Annotated in this window: 14 protein-coding genes and 1 tRNA gene; 4 read left to right on the forward strand and 11 right to left on the reverse strand. The window is 33.8% G+C overall.

Going from position 1 to position 19,243, the window contains the following annotated elements; all coding sequences use genetic code 11:
- Positions 1 to 315: 315 nt before the first annotated feature.
- The 10 genes from H0V01_07825 to H0V01_07870 form a co-directional block, all read right to left on the reverse strand.
- On the reverse strand, positions 316 to 2,649 hold the full coding sequence (locus tag H0V01_07825; protein MBA2583278.1) for a PKD domain-containing protein: 2,334 nt from the start codon (positions 2,647 to 2,649) through the stop codon (positions 316 to 318).
- Between the two features lie 187 nt (positions 2,650 to 2,836).
- Complete coding sequence (locus tag H0V01_07830; GenBank protein MBA2583279.1) at positions 2,837 to 4,093, reverse strand: TlpA family protein disulfide reductase; 1,257 nt, start codon at positions 4,091 to 4,093, stop codon at positions 2,837 to 2,839.
- A gap of 1 nt (position 4,094) precedes the next feature.
- Positions 4,095 to 4,637, reverse strand: coding sequence for a hypothetical protein (locus H0V01_07835; GenBank protein MBA2583280.1), 543 nt, complete (start codon positions 4,635 to 4,637; stop codon positions 4,095 to 4,097).
- 52 nt (positions 4,638 to 4,689) lie between these two features.
- On the reverse strand, positions 4,690 to 6,249 hold the full coding sequence (locus tag H0V01_07840) for an aldehyde dehydrogenase family protein (protein MBA2583281.1): 1,560 nt from the start codon (positions 6,247 to 6,249) through the stop codon (positions 4,690 to 4,692).
- A 64-nt stretch (positions 6,250 to 6,313) separates the two neighbouring features.
- Positions 6,314 to 7,129 carry a hypothetical protein gene (locus H0V01_07845; GenBank protein MBA2583282.1) on the reverse strand — a complete coding sequence of 272 codons (816 nt, stop codon included), beginning with the start codon at positions 7,127 to 7,129 and terminating at the stop codon, positions 6,314 to 6,316.
- Positions 7,129 to 8,451: an RIP metalloprotease RseP gene (rseP, locus tag H0V01_07850; protein MBA2583283.1), complete on the reverse strand. Its 1,323-nt coding sequence runs from the start codon at positions 8,449 to 8,451 to the stop codon at positions 7,129 to 7,131. Before rseP ends, H0V01_07845 begins: the two co-directional genes overlap by 1 nt.
- A 27-nt stretch (positions 8,452 to 8,478) precedes the next feature.
- Positions 8,479 to 9,642, reverse strand: a complete 1,164-nt coding sequence (locus H0V01_07855; GenBank protein ID MBA2583284.1) for a 1-deoxy-D-xylulose-5-phosphate reductoisomerase — start codon at positions 9,640 to 9,642, stop codon at positions 8,479 to 8,481.
- A gap of 92 nt (positions 9,643 to 9,734) precedes the next feature.
- Positions 9,735 to 11,228: a GH3 auxin-responsive promoter family protein gene (locus H0V01_07860; protein MBA2583285.1), complete on the reverse strand. Its 1,494-nt coding sequence runs from the start codon at positions 11,226 to 11,228 to the stop codon at positions 9,735 to 9,737.
- Between the two features lies 1 nt (position 11,229).
- Positions 11,230 to 12,105, reverse strand: coding sequence for a M23 family metallopeptidase (locus H0V01_07865; GenBank protein ID MBA2583286.1), 876 nt, complete (start codon positions 12,103 to 12,105; stop codon positions 11,230 to 11,232).
- A 500-nt stretch (positions 12,106 to 12,605) separates the two neighbouring features.
- Positions 12,606 to 12,678, reverse strand: a tRNA-Gln gene (locus H0V01_07870).
- A 170-nt stretch (positions 12,679 to 12,848) separates the two neighbouring features.
- Here H0V01_07870 and H0V01_07875 point away from each other — a divergent pair.
- Both H0V01_07875 and H0V01_07880 read left to right on the forward strand, forming a co-directional pair.
- A complete protein-coding gene (locus H0V01_07875; GenBank protein ID MBA2583287.1) occupies positions 12,849 to 15,956 on the forward strand; it encodes a DUF2723 domain-containing protein in 3,108 nt (1,035 codons plus the stop codon).
- The gene (locus H0V01_07880; protein MBA2583288.1) at positions 15,956 to 16,573 is read left to right on the forward strand and encodes a polysaccharide deacetylase family protein; all 618 of its coding nucleotides are present in this window, start codon (positions 15,956 to 15,958) and stop codon (positions 16,571 to 16,573) included. The genes H0V01_07875 and H0V01_07880 overlap by 1 nt, the downstream gene beginning before the upstream one ends.
- On the opposite strand, the gene H0V01_07885 is transcribed toward H0V01_07880, so the two are convergent.
- Positions 16,570 to 17,271 (reverse strand): HAMP domain-containing histidine kinase, encoded by a 702-nt coding sequence (locus H0V01_07885; GenBank protein ID MBA2583289.1) that lies wholly within the window; start codon positions 17,269 to 17,271, stop codon positions 16,570 to 16,572. The genes H0V01_07880 and H0V01_07885 overlap by 4 nt on opposite strands.
- A 370-nt stretch (positions 17,272 to 17,641) precedes the next feature.
- On the opposite strand from H0V01_07885, the gene H0V01_07890 reads away from it, so the two are divergent.
- Together H0V01_07890 and H0V01_07895 are read left to right on the forward strand one after the other, a co-directional pair.
- Positions 17,642 to 18,700, forward strand: a complete 1,059-nt coding sequence (locus H0V01_07890; GenBank protein ID MBA2583290.1) for an FAD-binding oxidoreductase — start codon at positions 17,642 to 17,644, stop codon at positions 18,698 to 18,700.
- Between the two features lie 350 nt (positions 18,701 to 19,050).
- A partial coding sequence (locus H0V01_07895; GenBank protein MBA2583291.1) for a hypothetical protein occupies positions 19,051 to 19,243 on the forward strand: 193 nt, incomplete at its 3' end.

Genomic DNA, 19,243 nt, shown 5'->3' on the forward strand with positions numbered 1-19,243 from the left:
TGAAAGTTACAGAAGGTTAAGTAAAGATTTTGAATATCATACTGATACAAGTGAAACTATGATACAATTAGCAATGATTCGACTAATGCTTAATAGAATTAAAAATTAAATTCAAAACAGTTTCTAATAATTCCAGAATTAACCCTCTAATAAATTCACCTAATGCTGAATTCGAGCAACGAATTAACAAAACAGCTAAAGAAGTTAATCGGATAAATATTAAAAATTGATGTTAATCAAAAAGGGGGAATAAAATTTTCATAAAAAAAGCGCCTCAAAGAATTGAGGCGCTTTTTTTATAGAAAAATTAATCGCTTAGTTAGTAATATATACCTTTTCAACTACTGTACCAGTGGCAGTTACTACTTTAACAAAATAAACACCCTTTGCCTCATTTGAAAGGTCAAAAGATAATTTATTGTTTCTTGTATTTGTTGCACTAATTACAGAACCAATAGCATTGTAAACAACAACAGTAGCATTTTCTGAAGTACTTACATTAAAGATACCATTGGATGGATTAGGATAAATAGAAATTACACTATTTATAGTTTGCTTGTTAATAGAAACAGCCACAATTGTTACAGTTTCAAATTGAGACACAGAACCACAACCATCAGTAACAGTAAGTGTAACTGTATAGGTTCCATTTACAGTATAGGTATGAGATGTTGTAACCCCAGAACCTGCTGGTGAACCATCACCAAAATTCCATGAATAACTCAATGATCCTGTTCCTGTAGAAGCCGATGCATCAAAATCAACTGCAACACCACTTACATTAACTTGAGTAAATGAAGCAACAGCTGCAGCATTTACTGCTATTGTAACATCATCCATTGCACTACTTGGAGAAGCACATGCTAAGCTTGATTCCAATTCAACAGAAAGAACATTTCCATTAGTAAATGCTGAAGAAGTATAAGCATTACCAGTTCCAACTGAAACCCCATCTACAAACCATTCATAAGTAGGAGAATTTCCGCCATTGCTTTGGGTTGCGTTAAAAGTAACTGATGCTCCAGAGCAAATAGTATTGTTGCCAGAAATAGTTACAACTGGTTCAACTGTCATTCCAGCATCAACAGTAATTATCGCTGGTGCAGAAGTTGCAGTTGAAGAAGTTGTGCAATTTGCATTTGATGTCAAAACTACAGACAGCTCATCCTGATCAGTAAAAGAATCAGAGGTAAAAGTATTGCCAGTACCAACAGAAACCCCTCCAATAAACCAAGTATAAGTAGGAGCTGAACCTCCGCTTAAAGGAGATGCAGTATATGTTATTTCGCCACCAGGGCAGGTAGGATTACTTCCATTTGTTAAAGAAATGCTTACAGATGGTGTAACACTATTGTTTACTACCATAGTTACAGCATTGGAAGTTGCAGTTGGATTGCTTAAACAACCTGTAGCATTAGAAGTCATTACACAAGTAATCACATCTCCATTATTTAAAGCAGAAGAAGAGAAAGTGCTTCCTGAAGAAGTAGAAGTTGATCCAACAAACCATTCATATGTTGGAGCAGTTCCTCCTGAAGTAGGAGTTGCAGAAAACATTACTGCATCACTTACGCAGGAAGGATTAGTTCCACTAGTTAAAGCGATGTTAACAGCTGGTATTACAGCTGGTGCAACTGTTATCGTTGATATTTTTTCATCAAAGCACCAACCTGTTCCCCATCTGTATAATACACTAAATAAGGAAACATCATATGACCCAGATGTTGAAAATGCATAGTTAACTGCAGCACCGGTGTTTTCAATAGCCGGTTCACCAGTACCCAAATCCCACTCATAATAAGTATAAGTTCCGTTAGAAAATTTATTTAAGAATACAACAAGATTGTACATTTTGTTATTCAAAACAGAAGAAGAAGTATTAACAAAATTAACGTTGGTTCCAGAACAAATTTGTGATGGACTGGATGTGAAATTTGAAGTTAAATTATAACTAACAACAGGCTGAATTAAATGATCGAAATCACGATTAGCAGTTGGAGAATTCCATTCTTTTACTTTTTCCCAACCGTATGTTGCACTATATATTAAATTTAACTCTTCACCTCTACCACTCAAAGTATCACCTGCAGCATTCCAATAGCTGTTATAAAAGGCTGCTTGAGTACTTAAGGTGTTACGAATTGCTAAAACATAGGCAGAATTAGCAACAACCGGTACAGCGAAATTTACATTTCTTTGCATACCTGCAAGCGTTGTTTGATAGTCAATTGTAACAAGTGAGGAAGCTAATGCAGCTCCCGTAGGAAGACTATCAGCACCAGCTAAATAGATTCTGGCTTCTATAACAGTAGTTGTTCCTGCTCCAGTTGTTCTTCCGAAAAAAGAAAAACCATGCACAGTAATTGGCTGAGGTGCATCAAAATACTGACCAGCAGTGGACCATGTACCACCATCAGTATATAAAAATCCTCCAACTGTATTTCCTATGTTCTTTTGATAACCATACCATACAGTATCATTTGGACATGCAACTGATCTTGATGCTTTTTCATTTAGTGTTGTAATTCCAGAATAATTTTTTTCTAGATTGTCTTGCAAGGTTAATGTTGTAGGAGCTGTGCGATTTTGGGAAAAAGCGCTCGTTCCTAAAGCCATCAATGCAAACAGACTAAGTAGTTGTTTTTTCATATTTATTGCTTTTTTATTGTTAGTAAATTTATTAATACGCAATAATACAATAATATTAAGTGAATTTAAAAGGAAATGTGCTTTTTTTTAAAAATAATTTATGGGAATAAATTAGCACTATTCCTTTCTAGCAAGGAGTACGTAGCTAATAACTGGAAGAAATAATCATAAGAATGAAAAAAAATGCTTATTCTGAAAGCAGTTTATCTACAAAGAATGTAGTTTGTTCAACATATTTATTGTAATAATTCCCTGTTCCAGGGCCAGTAAAGCCCGTGTGAATTTTTCTTACATTTCCTTTTTTATCCACAAAAATAGTAGTAGGAAAGGCCATTACATGATTTAAAAAAGGCAATGTCTGTGATGCAGCTTTTTTACTGGATGTTCCAGCTATTAAAAAATCATATTGTGCATTTGCTTTTTTTACTAATCGTTCAACATTTGTTTTTGCCTTGTTAAAATCAGATGAAGTTTCATATGCAAGTGCAATAATTTCAAGCCCTTTATTATTGTATTCTTTGTATAACTGATTCAAAAAGGCTGTTTCATCAAGGCAATTTGGACACCAGGATCCCATAATTTGAACAATTACAACTTTATTGTTGTATTTATTATCTTTAAAAGATGTTTGTTTACCAGATAAATTAGGGAAAGAAAAATCAATTTCAGTAAAGCCATTATTTAAAAAAGTAAGAGAATCTGCATCAGGAAGGGTGAAATTATCATTTGGTTCAGCCAACCATTTTTCACTCCAATGCAACCCTGACCAAAAATCTCCTTCCAGTCGATTGTTTTCAATTTTTGCTTTAAACAAAAATGCATGAGCTCCATTAAAACTCGAAAACACAACTTCATCACCATCTACAATGCCCTCCAGATACCTGTAATCTCCTGTTGGGGTAATAATTGTTCCTGTTACAATTTCATCCTTTTGCATGAATTCACCAATTGCTTTATGAACCATAAAATCGCCACTTTCTGAAGGATTGTAAAATCCTATTTCCCATCTTCCTGTTATGTTGTGGTTTGGTTTATTCTTAGCTTCAAACCGTTTAATTACAGCGTGATTTGCCTTAAAAGGAATCACATTGTTTTCTGTCCTTGCATTATTATACCAATTACCTATTAATTCATCTCCAGTTGTTTTGCCTCTAATCTCTGAATCAAAAACTGGGAGTTTTATAAAAAAAGAATCCCCTTTTAAAATAATCTCGTCTACAAAAATCCTTTCATCTCCATTTGATATTTCAAACTGGTAACTCCCTACTGTGTCTTTTACTTCGAACAAAAATGGCAATGAATTATTACTTAATTCCAAAACTCCTCTCCATTTACCTAAAGCAATGCCATGTGCAGTTTCGGTTTGTTTATCCAAATTGCAGGAAAAAATAAAAACTAAAGAGAATGAAAATAAAAGGGCTTTATTTCTACCTATCTGAATCATATTATAAAAATTTTGCATTAACATGGTAATTTGTCTTATATATAAATCTAATGCTTAGTTCTCCAAGAATGCTATATCCTGATTTTTTAGTGTATTGCATGTACTGTTTAGAACTAAATAAGGCGTTAGTATTGTTTTTCTCAATCTTGACAAAAGTACAAGAATTATTTTCATACAAGAGTGATATATTACGAATTGTGGAAGATTCTTCTATTGAATTATAATAAATTTCATATGAATCACCTGAAACAACAATTGTATCAACGGTAAACGAATTAATTAATGCAGGTTTGTTAATGTCAACATCAATAAATGCAGCTAGTTCCTTTTGCCAATCAGGAGTTTTAATTATTTTATCTTCTCTTTCTTCGTCTTTACTTATTTCTTTTATTATTGGATTTTCTGTTTCATTTAATCTTTTTAATTCCTCAATAAAAAATCCTGGAATATCAAAATGCTTTTGATCCACCTTTGGAGCAATTTCCAAAAAATCACAGCATGAAAACAGAAAAACAATAAAAACAACAAAAAAAATATTTTTCACAAAGGATTAAAATAAAAATCCCCACATGAAAAGTGGGGATTGTAAAACATTGTTAAAGGCCGAATTTAATTCCCTGAGCAAGGGGTAAATCATCACCATAATTAATGGTATTGGTTTGTCTTCTCATGTATATTTTCCATGAATCAGACCCGGATTCCCTGCCTCCCCCTGTTTCTTTTTCTCCCCCAAAAGCTCCGCCAATTTCAGCACCTGAAGTTCCAATATTAACATTGGCAATTCCACAATCAGAACCTTGTTGAGAAAGGAACATTTCTGCCTCTCTAATATCCTTGGTCATAATTGCTGATGACAATCCCTGTGGAACATCATTTTGAAGAGCAATTGCTTCTTCCAAAGTGGAATATTTCATCAAATAAAGAATGGGTGCAAAGGTTTCATGCTGAACAATAGCGTAATGGTTTTCAACCTCAGCAATACAAGGTTTCACATAGCATCCGGATTCATATCCTTCTCCTTGAATAACGCCTCCATCTACAACCATTTTTCCTCCCTGCTGCTTAATTTTTTCAATAGAAGCCAAATAATTGTTAACAGCATCCGTATCAATTAATGGACCTACATGATTTTTCTCATCCAAAGGATTGCCTATTCTCAATTGAGTATATACTTTTTCTAATTTTAATTTAAGCAATTCATAAATGCTTTCATGAATTATAAGCCTTCTTGTTGTTGTGCATCTTTGCCCTGCAGTACCAACTGCGCCAAAAACTACTCCTACAAGAGAAATATCCAAATCCGCATTTGGAGTAATAATTACCGCATTGTTACCTCCTAATTCCAATAGAGATCGTCCAAGTCTTTGTGCAACTGCCTGTGCAACTGCTTTGCCCATTCGTGTTGATCCTGTAGCTGAAACAAGTGCAACACGAGGATCATTACTTAATAATTCACCTATTTTAGCATCTCCTACTATTAAGCATGAAACTCCTTCCGGAACATTATTTCTTTTGAAAACTTCTGCAATAATATTCTGACAGGCAATGGAACATAAAGGTGTTTTTTCAGAAGGTTTCCACACACATACATCACCACAAACCCAGGCAAGCATTGTATTCCAAGCCCAAACCGCAACCGGAAAATTAAATGCAGAAATAATTCCTACAATCCCCAATGGGTGATATTGTTCATACATTCTGTGCTTTGGACGCTCAGAATGAATCGTTAAACCATATAACTGACGTGAAAGGCCAACGGCAAAATCACAAATATCTATCATTTCCTGCACTTCCCCATATCCTTCCTGTAAGCTTTTGCCCATTTCATGAGACACAAGTTTTCCTAAAGGAGTTTTATATTTTCTGAGTTCATCTCCTATTTGACGCACGATCTCTCCTCTTTTTGGAGCAGGCACCATTCTCCATATTTTAAAGGCTTGTGTTGCAGTTTGTAAAACTTGCTCGTAATTATCTGCATTAGCAGATTCAACCTTGCCAACCAATGTTCCATCAACAGGTGAATAAGAGTGTATAAATTCACCATTTGCTTTATGCCATATTGTTCCGGTTGAAACTCCGGTGTTTGTTGGTTCTATACCTAGAGTTTTAAGTGCTTCGGCAATGCCAAATTCATCTTTCAATAATTGTTGTTCCATGTCTAAAAAAATTTATTCAAAATTAAAAAAATCAGTAACGGTTTAGTAAAAAATTCCAGTAAAATTATTCCAGGGAGAATATTTTGGCTATTTGAGAAGTTCCTGGCTTAATTCCTTTTTGAAAATAAGAATAAAAGGATCGATCTTTTGAGGGAACCTCTGAAGAAGAAATCCCGGCAGCTAACCTTTTGCCCTGGTAATCCAATATAGTATAATGAATTCTTACCTCCTTAATGTATTCGTTGTCCTGTATCTCATATACTGTGGTTCCTGATTTTCTTTTTACATCCAATTGATTTACAAAAACAAAATATTCTACATCATATTTTTTATTCAAATAATTCAGTAAATTTTCATTTGTAATGGTTGTTGCCATAAACTTCTCCTGATTATCCTGATTATCCAAAAGCTGGCCTTTGGATATTTTGCCCTTTTCATTAACTGACTGAATCTTTTTAGTCGAATTCCTGTTTTGTACCTTTGTTTGAGTTGAGCTTTCATCAACAGGTAAAACTTCATAACTGTAACCAATTCCTGCATAAATAAGGTCAATGTCATTTTCATATTCAGAGCCTTTTCTAAGCATACTGAGCACATTACAAATGGGTAAAAAGTTCAGGTAAAGTGCAGTGTCAACACCATTTCTGAATTTATCCCTTATTTGCTGAAAGCTTAAATTATCTGCTTCTGAAATTTCTTTGTCAAATTCCGAAAAATACATTCTTTCTTCAAAAGGAATGATCATTACTTTGTTTTTAACAACAGAATCTGTCGAATTCTTTTGAGTTTTTTCTTTTCCTCCAATTGTTAAATCCTGAGCAAATAATTGTGCTGTAAAAACCAGAAAACTTAAAACAAGAAGAATTTTTATTTCCTTCATTATTTAAACAATTTTAGAATATCATTTCCATTTGCAAAAAGCAGCAAAGAGAGCAATAGAATCATTCCTGCATATTGAGCATATTCAAGAAATTTCTCATTCGGTTTACGTCCTGTAACAACCTCATAAAGCAAAAACATTACATGGCCTCCATCCAGAGCGGGAATTGGCAGAATGTTCATAATAGCAAGAATGATTGACAAAAAAGCAGTAAAGCTCCAAAACCTTACCCAATCCCATTGGGGACTAAATGCTTTCCCTATGGTTATGAACCCTCCAACACTCTCAGAAGCATTTACATTTGGCGAAAAAAGAAGTTTCATAGATCTGATATAATCTTCAAAAGTTGTGAAAGCTTTATTCACTCCGGCTGGAATGGCAGAAGCAAGATTGTAATTTATCTTTTTTACTTCAAAAAAATCAGCAATGTCACTTTCTACCTGTATGCCCAATAATCCAGTTTCTGTTAATTGGACCTCAATATCTTCCTTAGCGTTATCTCTTATTACTGTTACCGTAATTTTTTCTCCTTTATGTTTACTCATTTGCTCTCTAAATTCCTGGAAATATTCAGTTTCCTGGCCATTTAAAGCAACAAACCTGTCACCCTCTTTTATGCCTGATTCCTCTGCAACGGAGTTTTCAGCTACCATCTGTACAACGTAAGGAATTCTCGGGGTTATGAAAGTTGCTTTTGTACTTACTAATTTTTTAAACACTTCACCTGGGATCTCCAATTCCATAACCTCTCCATTTCTTTGGATTGTAAGTGATTTTGCCTCATTAATAATTATTTCCGGCAGGATTCGCTGAAAATCTTCTACCTGTTTGCCATCTACAGCAAGGATATTATCTCCATGCTCAAGTCCCATTTCCATTGCAAGGGAGTCAGCATGAATTCCATAAGTAACATTTTCAGCTGGCAAATATTCCTCGCCTATAATAAACAACATCATGATATAAATAAAAATTGCCAGTAAAAAATTCACTGTAACTCCTCCTATCATTATAATTAATCGTTGCCACGCAGGCTTTGACCGGAACTCCCAGGGTTGAGGCTCTTGAGCAAGTTGCTCCTTGTCCATTGATTCATCAATCATTCCGGATATTTTAACATATCCGCCAAGGGGAAGCCAACCCATTCCATATTCGGTATCCCCTTTTTTAAATTTAAAGATCGAAAACCAAGGATCAAAAAACAGGTAAAATTTTTCAACTCTGGTTTTAAAAAGTTTTGCCGGTATAAAATGTCCCAACTCATGAAGAACAATGAGAATTGATAAGCTTAAGATGAGTTGCGCTGCTTGTATAAGTCCGTCCATTATTTGTAAAATTTAATGTCTTTTATATTAATTATTTAATAAATCCTTTGCTACTTTCCTTGTTTCAATGTCAGTTTGAACATAATCATCATAAACTGGCTTACTTATAAAATTTATTTTTTGCATGCATTTTTCAATGAGTTCTGGCATTTTAAAAAACGCTACTTTCTCCTGCAGAAAGGCATCAACCATTACTTCATTGGCAGCATTAATTACACATGGCATATTTCCACCGGCATTTAATGCTTCAAAAGCGAGTGCAAGGTTACGAAAAGTTTTTTTATCAGGTTGTTCAAAAGTAAGTTCAGGATAATCCAAAAAATTAAAACGTTTTATATTTGATTTTAATCTATTCGGATATGAAAGTGCATATTGGATGGGTAATTTCATATTTGGAAGCCCCATCTGTGCTTTCATCGACCCATCTTCAAACTGCACAATGGAATGTATTATTGATTGAGGATGAACAATTACATCAATTTGATTTGGTTTTAAATTAAATAACCATTTGGCCTCTATAACCTCAAGTCCTTTATTCATTAAAGTGGCAGAATCTATGGTTATTTTAGCACCCATTTCCCAATTGGGGTGCTTAAGGGCTTGTAATTTGGTTACTGTTTTTAAGTATTCTGCATTCTTGCCTCTGAATGGCCCTCCTGATGCTGTTAAATAAATTTTTTCAATTGGATTGTGAAATTCACCAACAAGGCACTGGAAAATTGCAGAATGCTCCGAATCAACAGGGTAAATATTAACTCCTTTTCCCCTTGCCTCGGAGGTGACCAGTTCCCCTGCAACAACCAGGGTTTCTTTATTTGCCAAGGCAATTTGCTTTCCAGCTCTAATTGCATTCAAAGTTGGTTTTAAACCAGCATACCCAACAAGAGCGGTAAGCACAATGTCTATCTCCTCCATTTCAACCACCTGGCAAACAGATTCAATACCAGCATAGACTTTAATATCAAGGGGCTGTAAAACCGAGGCTATATATTCGTATTTTGTTTCATCAGCAATTACAACGGCATTGGGTTTAAACTCAATTGCCTGCTTAATCAATAAATCAGCATTAAAATTGGCAGTAATTACCTCCAATTCAAATACATCTCTATGCTCTTTAATTACTTCCAGAGCCTGTGTGCCTATGGATCCTGTTGAGCCTAGAATGGCAATATGCTTTTTTTCTTTACTCAATTTTTTTATAAAATTTATTCTTTTCTGTTTGAAAGATAATTATCAAAGATGAAAAAAGTTATTATTTTGTTTTGCTTAAAATATTTCGCAAGTTAAATGTATTTGTTCAATTCATCTGCAAAAATTCTGTCATTTGATAATCTTGGAACTTTGTTCTGTCCGCCCAATTTACCCTGAGATTTCATGTAATTTATAAAGCCATCTTTTTGAACAGGTTTAATAATGAGTGTTTGCAATATGTTGCCCTTAATCAAATCACGGTAATAAATATTTAAATCCTGCATCTCTTTATCGAGCTTCATTCTAAAGGCTTCCATATCAACAGGAGTTTTTGAAAACTCAATAAACCATTCATGATAAGGCAAACCATTCAAGGGTGCAACTTGCGGAGCAACTGTATATTCAACTACTTCGGCCCCATACTCAAAAGAGGCTAATGCAATTGCTTTATCCACTTCCTCAGCTATTACATGTTCTCCAAAAGCAGATGTAAAATGTTTTATGCGGCCTGTAACAATTAAACGGTAAGGTTTAACTGAAACAAACTTAACAGTATCTCCAATGTTGTATCCCCAAAGCCCAGCGTTTGTATTTAAAATTATCACATAATTAATTCCAGCTTTCACTTCTTTTAAAGCAATACGGGTAGGATTTTCATTAAAAAATTCATCTGTAGGAATAAATTCAAAAAATATACCTGCATTTACATTCAGCAGCAATCCCGGCTCTTTTTGTGAATCCTGAAATGCAATAAAGCCTTCTGAGGCTGGGTAAGTTTCAATGGAATCGATCTTCTTTCCTATAGTATTTTCAAACTTTGACCGGTAGGGCTCAAAGTTAACTCCCCCATAAATAAACAGGGAAAATTTTGGAAAAACAGCAGCAATATTCTTTTTTCCTGATTTCTCAATTATTTTATCAAAATACATTTGCACCCAAGAGGGAATACCACTAATAAGGGTCATTTTTTCATGCAATGTTTCATTGGCAATTACATCTACCTTATGTTCCCAATCCTCAATGCAATTGGTTTCATAAGAAGGTACCTGATTCTTGCGTAAATATCCTGGCACATGATGATTTACAATTCCTGAAAGCCTTCCGAGGTTAATACCTCCTATTTTAGTTAAAACAGGGCTACCAGATAAAAAAATCATTTTCCCTTCAACAAAATCAGTTTTTCCAGTTTCTGCAATATAGGAAAGTATTGCATTTCGAGCTGTATTTATATGATTAGAAATGGATTGTTTGGTTATAGGAATGTATTTAACTCCAGAAGTGGTACCAGAAGTTTTGCAAAAATATATAGGTTTTCCTTTCCATAAAACATCGTTTTCTCCGGCAATAATTCTATCAATATAAACCCGATGTCCTTCATAATCTCTTATAGGAACATATTTTTTGAAATCAGCATAGGATTTAATTTCGCAGAAATTATGGTCCTTCCCAAAAGCTGTTTTTTTTGCCCCATCCAATAAGGATATAAAAACATTTTCCTGTGCTTTTAAAGGTTCTTTGCTCCACTTATTAATTTCAGCTGCAATGTATCTGGCAAATATTTTACTTAAAGATGCTTTTAATCCCATATTAAAAAATTATATAATCCTGAGGATTAATTGCAATCCCATTATACCATAATTCAAAATGAAGGTGGGGCCCGGAAGTTAAATCACCAGAATTGCCAATAATGGCTATTGCCTCCCCTGCCTTAACATAATTTCCTGTCTTTTTCAATACTACTGAATTGTGCTTGTATACAGAAAGCATATTATCCTCATGTTGGATTTGAATAACATTTCCATATTCAGTTGTCCATGATGAAAACACAACTGTACCATTGAGCGTAGCTTTAACCACTTCATTCTCTGCAGCTGCTATATCAGTTCCATAATGGCCTTCAAAAACATTAAATGATGCGGTAACAGTACCATTTATTGGGGTAAAGAAAAAAAAGCTGCTAATACTTTTCTTTTGGTTTCTTTCCTCTTTTGAAGTCAAACTGTATAAATCCTGGGATTCTATCTGGTCTCTTAATAAAGAGTCCTCTTTGGACTTTACAAGAATGATATTATCGTAATTTTTTGTAGAATCGGGCATTCCTGTGATTTCATCAACCGGTATTTTCCCCTCAAGTACATTTGCTAGTGAATTTAAATAATAATTTTTCATTTTTATTTCCTGCTCAAGTGAATCGGCCTTAAGTACTGCTTGTAAAGCGCTTCTCCTTAAATTCACATCTGCATAGCCAGGAATAAACTCCCGTATTGGGGTAAATGCAATAAAACTAATTACAATGGTTATTAAAACAATTAGGATGGTACCCGAAAGTATAAAAACATTTAATGGAGAAAGCCTAAGAGATATTTTTTCTTCGAAACTGTCATCGTTAAGCAGCACCAGCCTGTATTTGTTTTTCAACCTGCTAATTAACCTATTCCGGTTTTCCTGCTTGCTTTCTGACATTATTTGAATAACCTTTATTACAAAATGACTGTAAAAATACAAATATCGGCAAAAATCTGTTCTTGCCGCAATTCTTTTTTTAGAATAATACCTAAATCCAGGAACTTAAATCAATTGTTCCTATTCAATTATTGTTTGGATGAGTTTTGAAACAATAAACCAGAGGAGAATTACTTATAAAATATAACCTTGTAATGGAATTCATTTTTCTCCCTTCAACGTAATGGAATTCATTTTTCTCCTTCAACTTTTTTTCCTGTTTCTAATTCCATTAAGCTTACAATTGCCTTTGCCACTTTCTGGTTTTTAGGTGTATTTTAAGCTATGTGGTGCCTTTGGGTGGATAATTAGGTGGCTGAATATCCTTATAATTATTAATACTATTTTATACTATTTTGAACAAAGCAGCAATGTAAGATACTGCAAACAAAGGATCAAGCAAACAAAGAACTTTTGTAAAATATTAGGTATAAAAAAAGCCCCGTATTAGGGGGCTTGGGTTGTCCGACTAGGGCTCGAACCTAGACTCTTCTGGACCAAAACCAGACGTGTTGCCAATTACACTATCGGACAATTTCTTGCATTTTATGCAATTTTGGAGCGCAAAGGTAATAAAGGAAACATTAACCACCAAATTTATAAGAAAAAGGTATTAAAATTTATAGAATTACGTTTTATAGACTAATTAACTTTAATAGCTTAAATTTATTTTTATAATTTCGCACCTCATTTAACTTTTATTCATTCAAATGAATTACAATAGAATTAACATCATCACCGGTTGGATCGTTTTTTTGGTAGCATCCTTTGTTTATTTAGCAACCATTGAGCCTACCACCAGTTTTTGGGATGCAGGAGAATATATCTCAACAGCATATAAGCTTCAGGTAGGACATCCTCCAGGAGCTCCTTTTTTTCAATTAGCAGGAAGATTTTTTTCCATGTGGGTGGCCCCTGACAAAGCTGCAATGATGGTTAATGCTATGTCTGCTCTTAGTAGTTCCTTTACAATTCTTTTCCTTTTCTGGACAATTACTATGCTTGCAAAAAAACTGTTGTCCAAAACCAGCGAAGCTAGCAGCGCTAATGTTTATGCCATAATGGGAAGCGGAATTGTTGGTAGTTTAGCCTACACCTTTTCAGATTCATTTTGGTTTTCAGCAGTTGAAGGCGAGGTGTATGCCATGTCTTCTTTTTTCACCGCAGTAGTTTTCTGGGCCATTCTTAAATGGGAATCAGAATCAGATAACCACCGTTCTGTTAAATGGATTATTTTAATTGCCTATCTCGTTGGCCTTTCTATAGGTGTTCACCTTTTGAATTTGCTTGCAATTCCTGCAATTGTTTTTGTTTACTATTTCAAAAATTATGCACCAACCCGCAAAGGATTTATTATTACCGGAATATTGTCAATAGTTATTCTTGGGATTGTACAAGTTGGGATAATTCCTGGAGTTGTTAGTCTTGCAGCTAAGTTTGAATTGTTTTTTATTAATTCTGCCGGTTTACCATTTCATTCCGGCACTATAATCTATTTTATTTTACTAATAGGAGCAATTGTTTGGGGTTTACGTTATACAATACAAAAGAAAAAGCCAATTTGGAACACCGTCATTTTATCTTTTACAATGATTTTAATTGGATATTCATCCTTTTTTCTGCTTGTAATCCGATCCAATGCAAACACTCCTATTGATGAAAACAATCCTGAAAATGCAATAAACCTGCTTTCTTATCTTAACAGGGAACAGTACGGAGACTGGCCTATTACCAAAGGGCAATATTACAATGCACCGCTTGACAAAAGAAATCCATATAGTGACGGGAACCCTGTTTATAAGGAGGATAAAGAAAAAGGAAAATACATTATCACTGATGACAGGAAAAGTTCAATCCCAAATTACGATCCTGCCTTTTCAACTGTTTTTCCTAGGATGTACAGTTCTCAAAGCAACCATATTGCAGGTTATAAGGCTTGGGGGGATGTTAAAGGAACGCCAGTAAGAACATTGAATGCAAAAGGTGAACCTGAAGTAATTCAAAAACCAACTTTTGGAGAAAACCTTAAATTCTTTTTCCGATACCAAGTAGGCCATATGTACCTGCGCTACTTTTTCTGGAATTTTGTTGGAAGACAAAATGATATTCAAAATCACAATGGAAACATTATTGAAGGAAACTGGATGAGTGGAATTCCTTTTATCGATTCAATTTTCTTGGGCTCACAAGAAAAATTACCACAAAGTATGACCAAAAATAAAGCAATGAATCATTTTTATTTCCTGCCACTAATTCTTGGCTTGTTGGGTATATTTTTCCAATTTAAGAAAGCACCTGAGGATGGTTGGGTTGTTTTTCTGCTTTTCTTTTTCACAGGATTTGCAATTGTACTTTATTTGAATCAAACCCCATATCAACCAAGGGAAAGGGATTATGCATACGCTGCTTCTTTTTATGGTTTTGCAATTTGGATTGGGTTGGGAGTCCTTTACATATTTGATTTTTTAAACAAAAAATTACCTGGCAAACTTAGTGCTATTTTCACATCATTAGTTTGCTTAGTCCTTGTTCCAGGCATTATGGCCAAAGAGGGCTGGAATGATCATGATCGTTCGGGTAGGTATACTGCCAGGGACTTTGCTATGAATTATCTTGATTCTGTTGAGCCAAATGCAATAATTTTCACCAATGGTGATAATGACACATTTCCTCTTTGGTATGTGCAGGAAGTAGAAGGTTATAGAACTGATGTAAGGGTATTAAATCTTAGTCTTTTAAATACTGATTGGTATATTGATCAGGCAAAAAGAAAGGCATACGAATCTGAACCAATACCTTTTTCATTAACCGAAGAAAAATACAGACAAGGAACCAGGGATTATGTGCCTTTTTATGATAAGGGAATTCAAGGACATGTTAATCTTAAGGAGTTAATGGACTTTGTAGGAAGCGATGACAATAGAACCCGTGTTCAGATGCAAACCGGAAGAATGCTTGATTATTTACCAACAAATAAGTTCAGGCTTCTTGTTGATTCAACCACAGTAATAACAAACAATACTGTTCCTGCTAATATGGCTGATAAAATTTTACCATTTATTGATTGGCAAATGGATAAAAGCTATGTACTTAAAAATGAATTAATGGTACTTGACCTGTTGGCTAACAACAATTGGCAGAGGCCAATTTATTTTGCTATAACCACAGGGCCGGACAGTTATTTAAACCTACAGGATTATTTCCAACTTGAAGGCCTAGCATATAGACTAGTTCCAATAAAAAACGTAAGTACAGATGGGCAGGTTGGCAGAGTAAATACTGAAGTAATGTATGAAAACCTGATGAATAAATTCAAATGGGGAGGAATGGATTCAAAAGACTTATGGATGGATGAAAACAACATAAGAATGACTATGAACTTCCGCAACAATTTCAATAGGTTAGCTGATGCATTGTTGAAAGAAGGAAAAAAAGACAAGGCTATTGAGGTGCTTGATAGAGCAATGGAAGTAATGCCTGCCAAGAATGTTCCGCTGAACTTTTTTGTTATGTATTTTGCGGATACATATTATAAAGCGGGAGCAACAGAAAAAGCAAATGAATTGATTAAACAATTAGGTGAATTGTATATCGAAGATTTGAATTATTATGCTTCCCTTGATGACAGGTACGCAAAAACCATTAACAGAGAAATGGAACAGGGTATGCAGATTTTAAGGCAAGTGATGTTTATGGCCTCAAGCAACGAACAGGAAGAACTTACCGAACAATTACAAGCACAGCTTTCCTTAATTCCAGCAGGTAAAAGCTTGCTTTTTAAAGATATTAGGGGTAAATTTTTTCCTCAATAATGTTCCCGGTCAAGCCTCCATATTTGCTGCAAGCAATTTTTAGCAGTTTTATATGGAGGTATGAACCATCTGAAAAAAAAAGCCTTTATCTTACTTTTGATGATGGTCCTGAACCTCAAGTTACCCCTTTTGTACTTGATATATTAAAACAATATAAAGCCAAAGCAACTTTTTTTTGTGTAGGAGAAAACGTGCACAAAAATCCGGACTTATATAAAAGAATTTTAATTGAGGGACATAAAACAGGAAACCATTCCTATAACCATTTGAATGGTTGGAAAACAAAATCAGAAAATTATATTAATAATATTCAAAAGTGTGCATTAGTAGTAAATTCAAAACTATTCAGGCCTCCCTATGGAAAAATAACTCCAAAGCAAGCAAAATTACTAAGGCCTTTTTTTAAAATTGTAATGTGGGATGTTTTAAGCGGCGATTACAGCGAACAAAATTCCGAAATGAAATGTTATGAAAACATTGCAAATCATGCAAGTAATGGATCAATTATTGTTTTTCATGACAGTTTAAAATCAAAAAAAAACGTATTAAGTGTTTTACCAAAAACACTTGAACATTTTTCAAAAAAAGGATATTCATTCCTACCCGTTCCTGATTAATATATTGTATTCTTTTTTTTGAATCTAATGGTAAATTCAGAACCATGTCCTAGCTTACTTTTTACATGCAATGAGACATTCACCTCTAACAACAAATTGCGGGTTATTACAAGTCCTATACCCAGTCCCCCTATTTTCCTGGTAAAAAAGGGTTGAAACAATTTTGTTTTATCGCACTCACGTATACCTGATCCATTATCAGCAATTTTAACAGAATAAGAAAGTTTATCCTCGCTTGATGTTATTTGAAGAATCCCTTTTCCTGTTTCCATGGATTCAACTGCATTGATAATAATATTAAGAAATGCTATGCGAAAATTATCATGCTGTGATAAGGGAACCGATTTGTCAATACAAAACGACTTCTCAATTGCAACTTTTTTAAGATTGATCCGATCCGATGCAAGAAAAAGGCTCTCCTCTAAAATTCCATTAATTGAATTATCAAGGCTTTTGGACTCCTGCCCTTTTTGTACAAAATCAACAATAAGTTGATTCATTCTGCTGCAATTTCTGGCTATTATTTCAAGACTTTTGCTTAGGGTTTCCTTATCGGGATTTTTGTTTTTTATTTCTTCTAATAAATAATCACAAGATAATATTACATTGGTTAAAGGATTCCTTAATTCATGGACCATTGTAAATTGATTTGCTTTATTTATTTTCCCTTTACTTGCTTTTATTTTTATAATCGACATGTTAATTTTCCGGGTTTTGAAAAAAGTCTTACATTTTAGAGTCTACAAAAGTAGACCTTAAATAATAAATCATCAAGTATTTTAGCCTTTATTATTCGTTTGTCGTAAAAAAAGTGATACTTGTCGAAAAATATAAAAAAAGAGACTGCTAATCAATTAATTATATTTTAAAAAAAAACAAAAACAGAATCATCTAAAAAAAATACCAGGTAATTTTATCAAGTTAATCGAAATAAACATTAATTTAATCTAAACCTATTTTGTCCATAAATCATGTTTCAGCTGAATAGTAAACCAAAAATTTTTGTTCTTTTAATTACTGAATCATTCTAATATAAAAATTACTTTTGCTTTATTTAATATTGTAAAAATGGATGTTGATTATCTTATTGTTGGACAAGGAATTGCAGGAAGTTTATTGGCCGAGGAACTTATTAAACGGAATAAAAAAATTATTGTAATAGATAATAATCATCAAAGTTCTTCCTCCCTTGTTGCTGCAGGTTTATACAATCCAGTTGTTTTTAAACGATTTACCAAAAGTTGGATGGCTGATGAGCTTATTCCTTTTGCAATAGAAACATATACCCACCTTGAAGAAAAATTAAAAGTAAAATTTCATTTCCAAAAAAACATCATTAAGGTTTTTGCCTCTGATGATGAATTTAATCTTTGGGAAAAACGAAGATTGGAAAATCATTTTATGCTTTCTGCCATTAAACACAATAAGGAATTGGAAAATTCAATTCATGCTCCTTGGGGTACTGGAGAAGTAAGTCATGCAGGAAATGTAAATTTGCCCCTGCTTCTTTCTTCTTTTAATAATTATCTTAAAAAAGAAAATCTTCTTATAAATGAAAAATTGAATTACAAGGATATTATTTTTGAAAATAATGGCATTACATGGAAAAACATTAAAGCCGAAAAAATAATATTCTGCGAAGGGCACAAAGCAATTAATAACCCGTATTTCAGCTGGCTTCCCTTTAAACTAACCAAAGGAGAATTGCTTAAGGTGGAAATAAATGAACTGAAGTCAGAAAAAGTAATAAATAAAGGTGTTTTTATTCTCCCGGCAGAAAAAAGTATTTACCATGTTGGCGCAACATACAATTGGAATGAATTTACTGAACAGCCTACGCAAGAAGGCAAATCAGAATTAAAAGAAAAACTGGAAAAACTCTTAAAAGTGCCTTATACTATTTTAGATCATCGTGCAGGAATTAGGCCAACTGTTGAAGACAGACGACCTCTTATTGGTGCCCATCCAAAAAATAATTGTTTGCTTGTGTTTAATGGAATGGGAACCAAAGGCGTAATTATTGCTCCGTATTTTGCATCACAATTTGCTGATTTTTTAACAGGGAAAGCAATTGAAATTCATAAAGAGGCAGACATTTCAAGAGTATTAAAAAAAATAACTATTTAGGTTTGTATATTGACAATAGAAAATCTCATATTGCTTTTTTAAATTTTCAATTACCTTTTAAATTTATGAAATAGCCATGCACCAAACGTGCGCAAACACTAATGAATATAACATGGTTATCCCGATAAATCGGGATGACAGTTAAAAAACAAATTATATACATATGAAATAGCCATGCACGAACCGTTCACAAACGCTAATGAATATAACATGGTTATCCCGATAAATCGGGATGACTCTTAAAAAACAAATTATACACATATGAAATAGCCATGCACAAACCATGCACAAACAGCAATGAATATAACCTGGCTATACCATATGACTATTAAAAAACAAATTATATACATATGAAAAAATTCTACATCCTTTTTCTGCTTCTGCCTTTCCAGGTATTCTCGCAAATTTCATTGAATTGGACAGACACGCTTGTGGTAAACAGATTTACCCCGAATGCTTTTACAAGACCAAAAATTGCATTAACCAAAAATAACGTTCCTGTTGTAATGTGGGGAAGAAAACCAAACCAACGGGTATTTGTTT

The organism is Bacteroidota bacterium, from assembly GCA_013696965.1.
GTDB lineage: Bacteria > Bacteroidota > Bacteroidia > JACCXN01 > JACCXN01 > JACCXN01.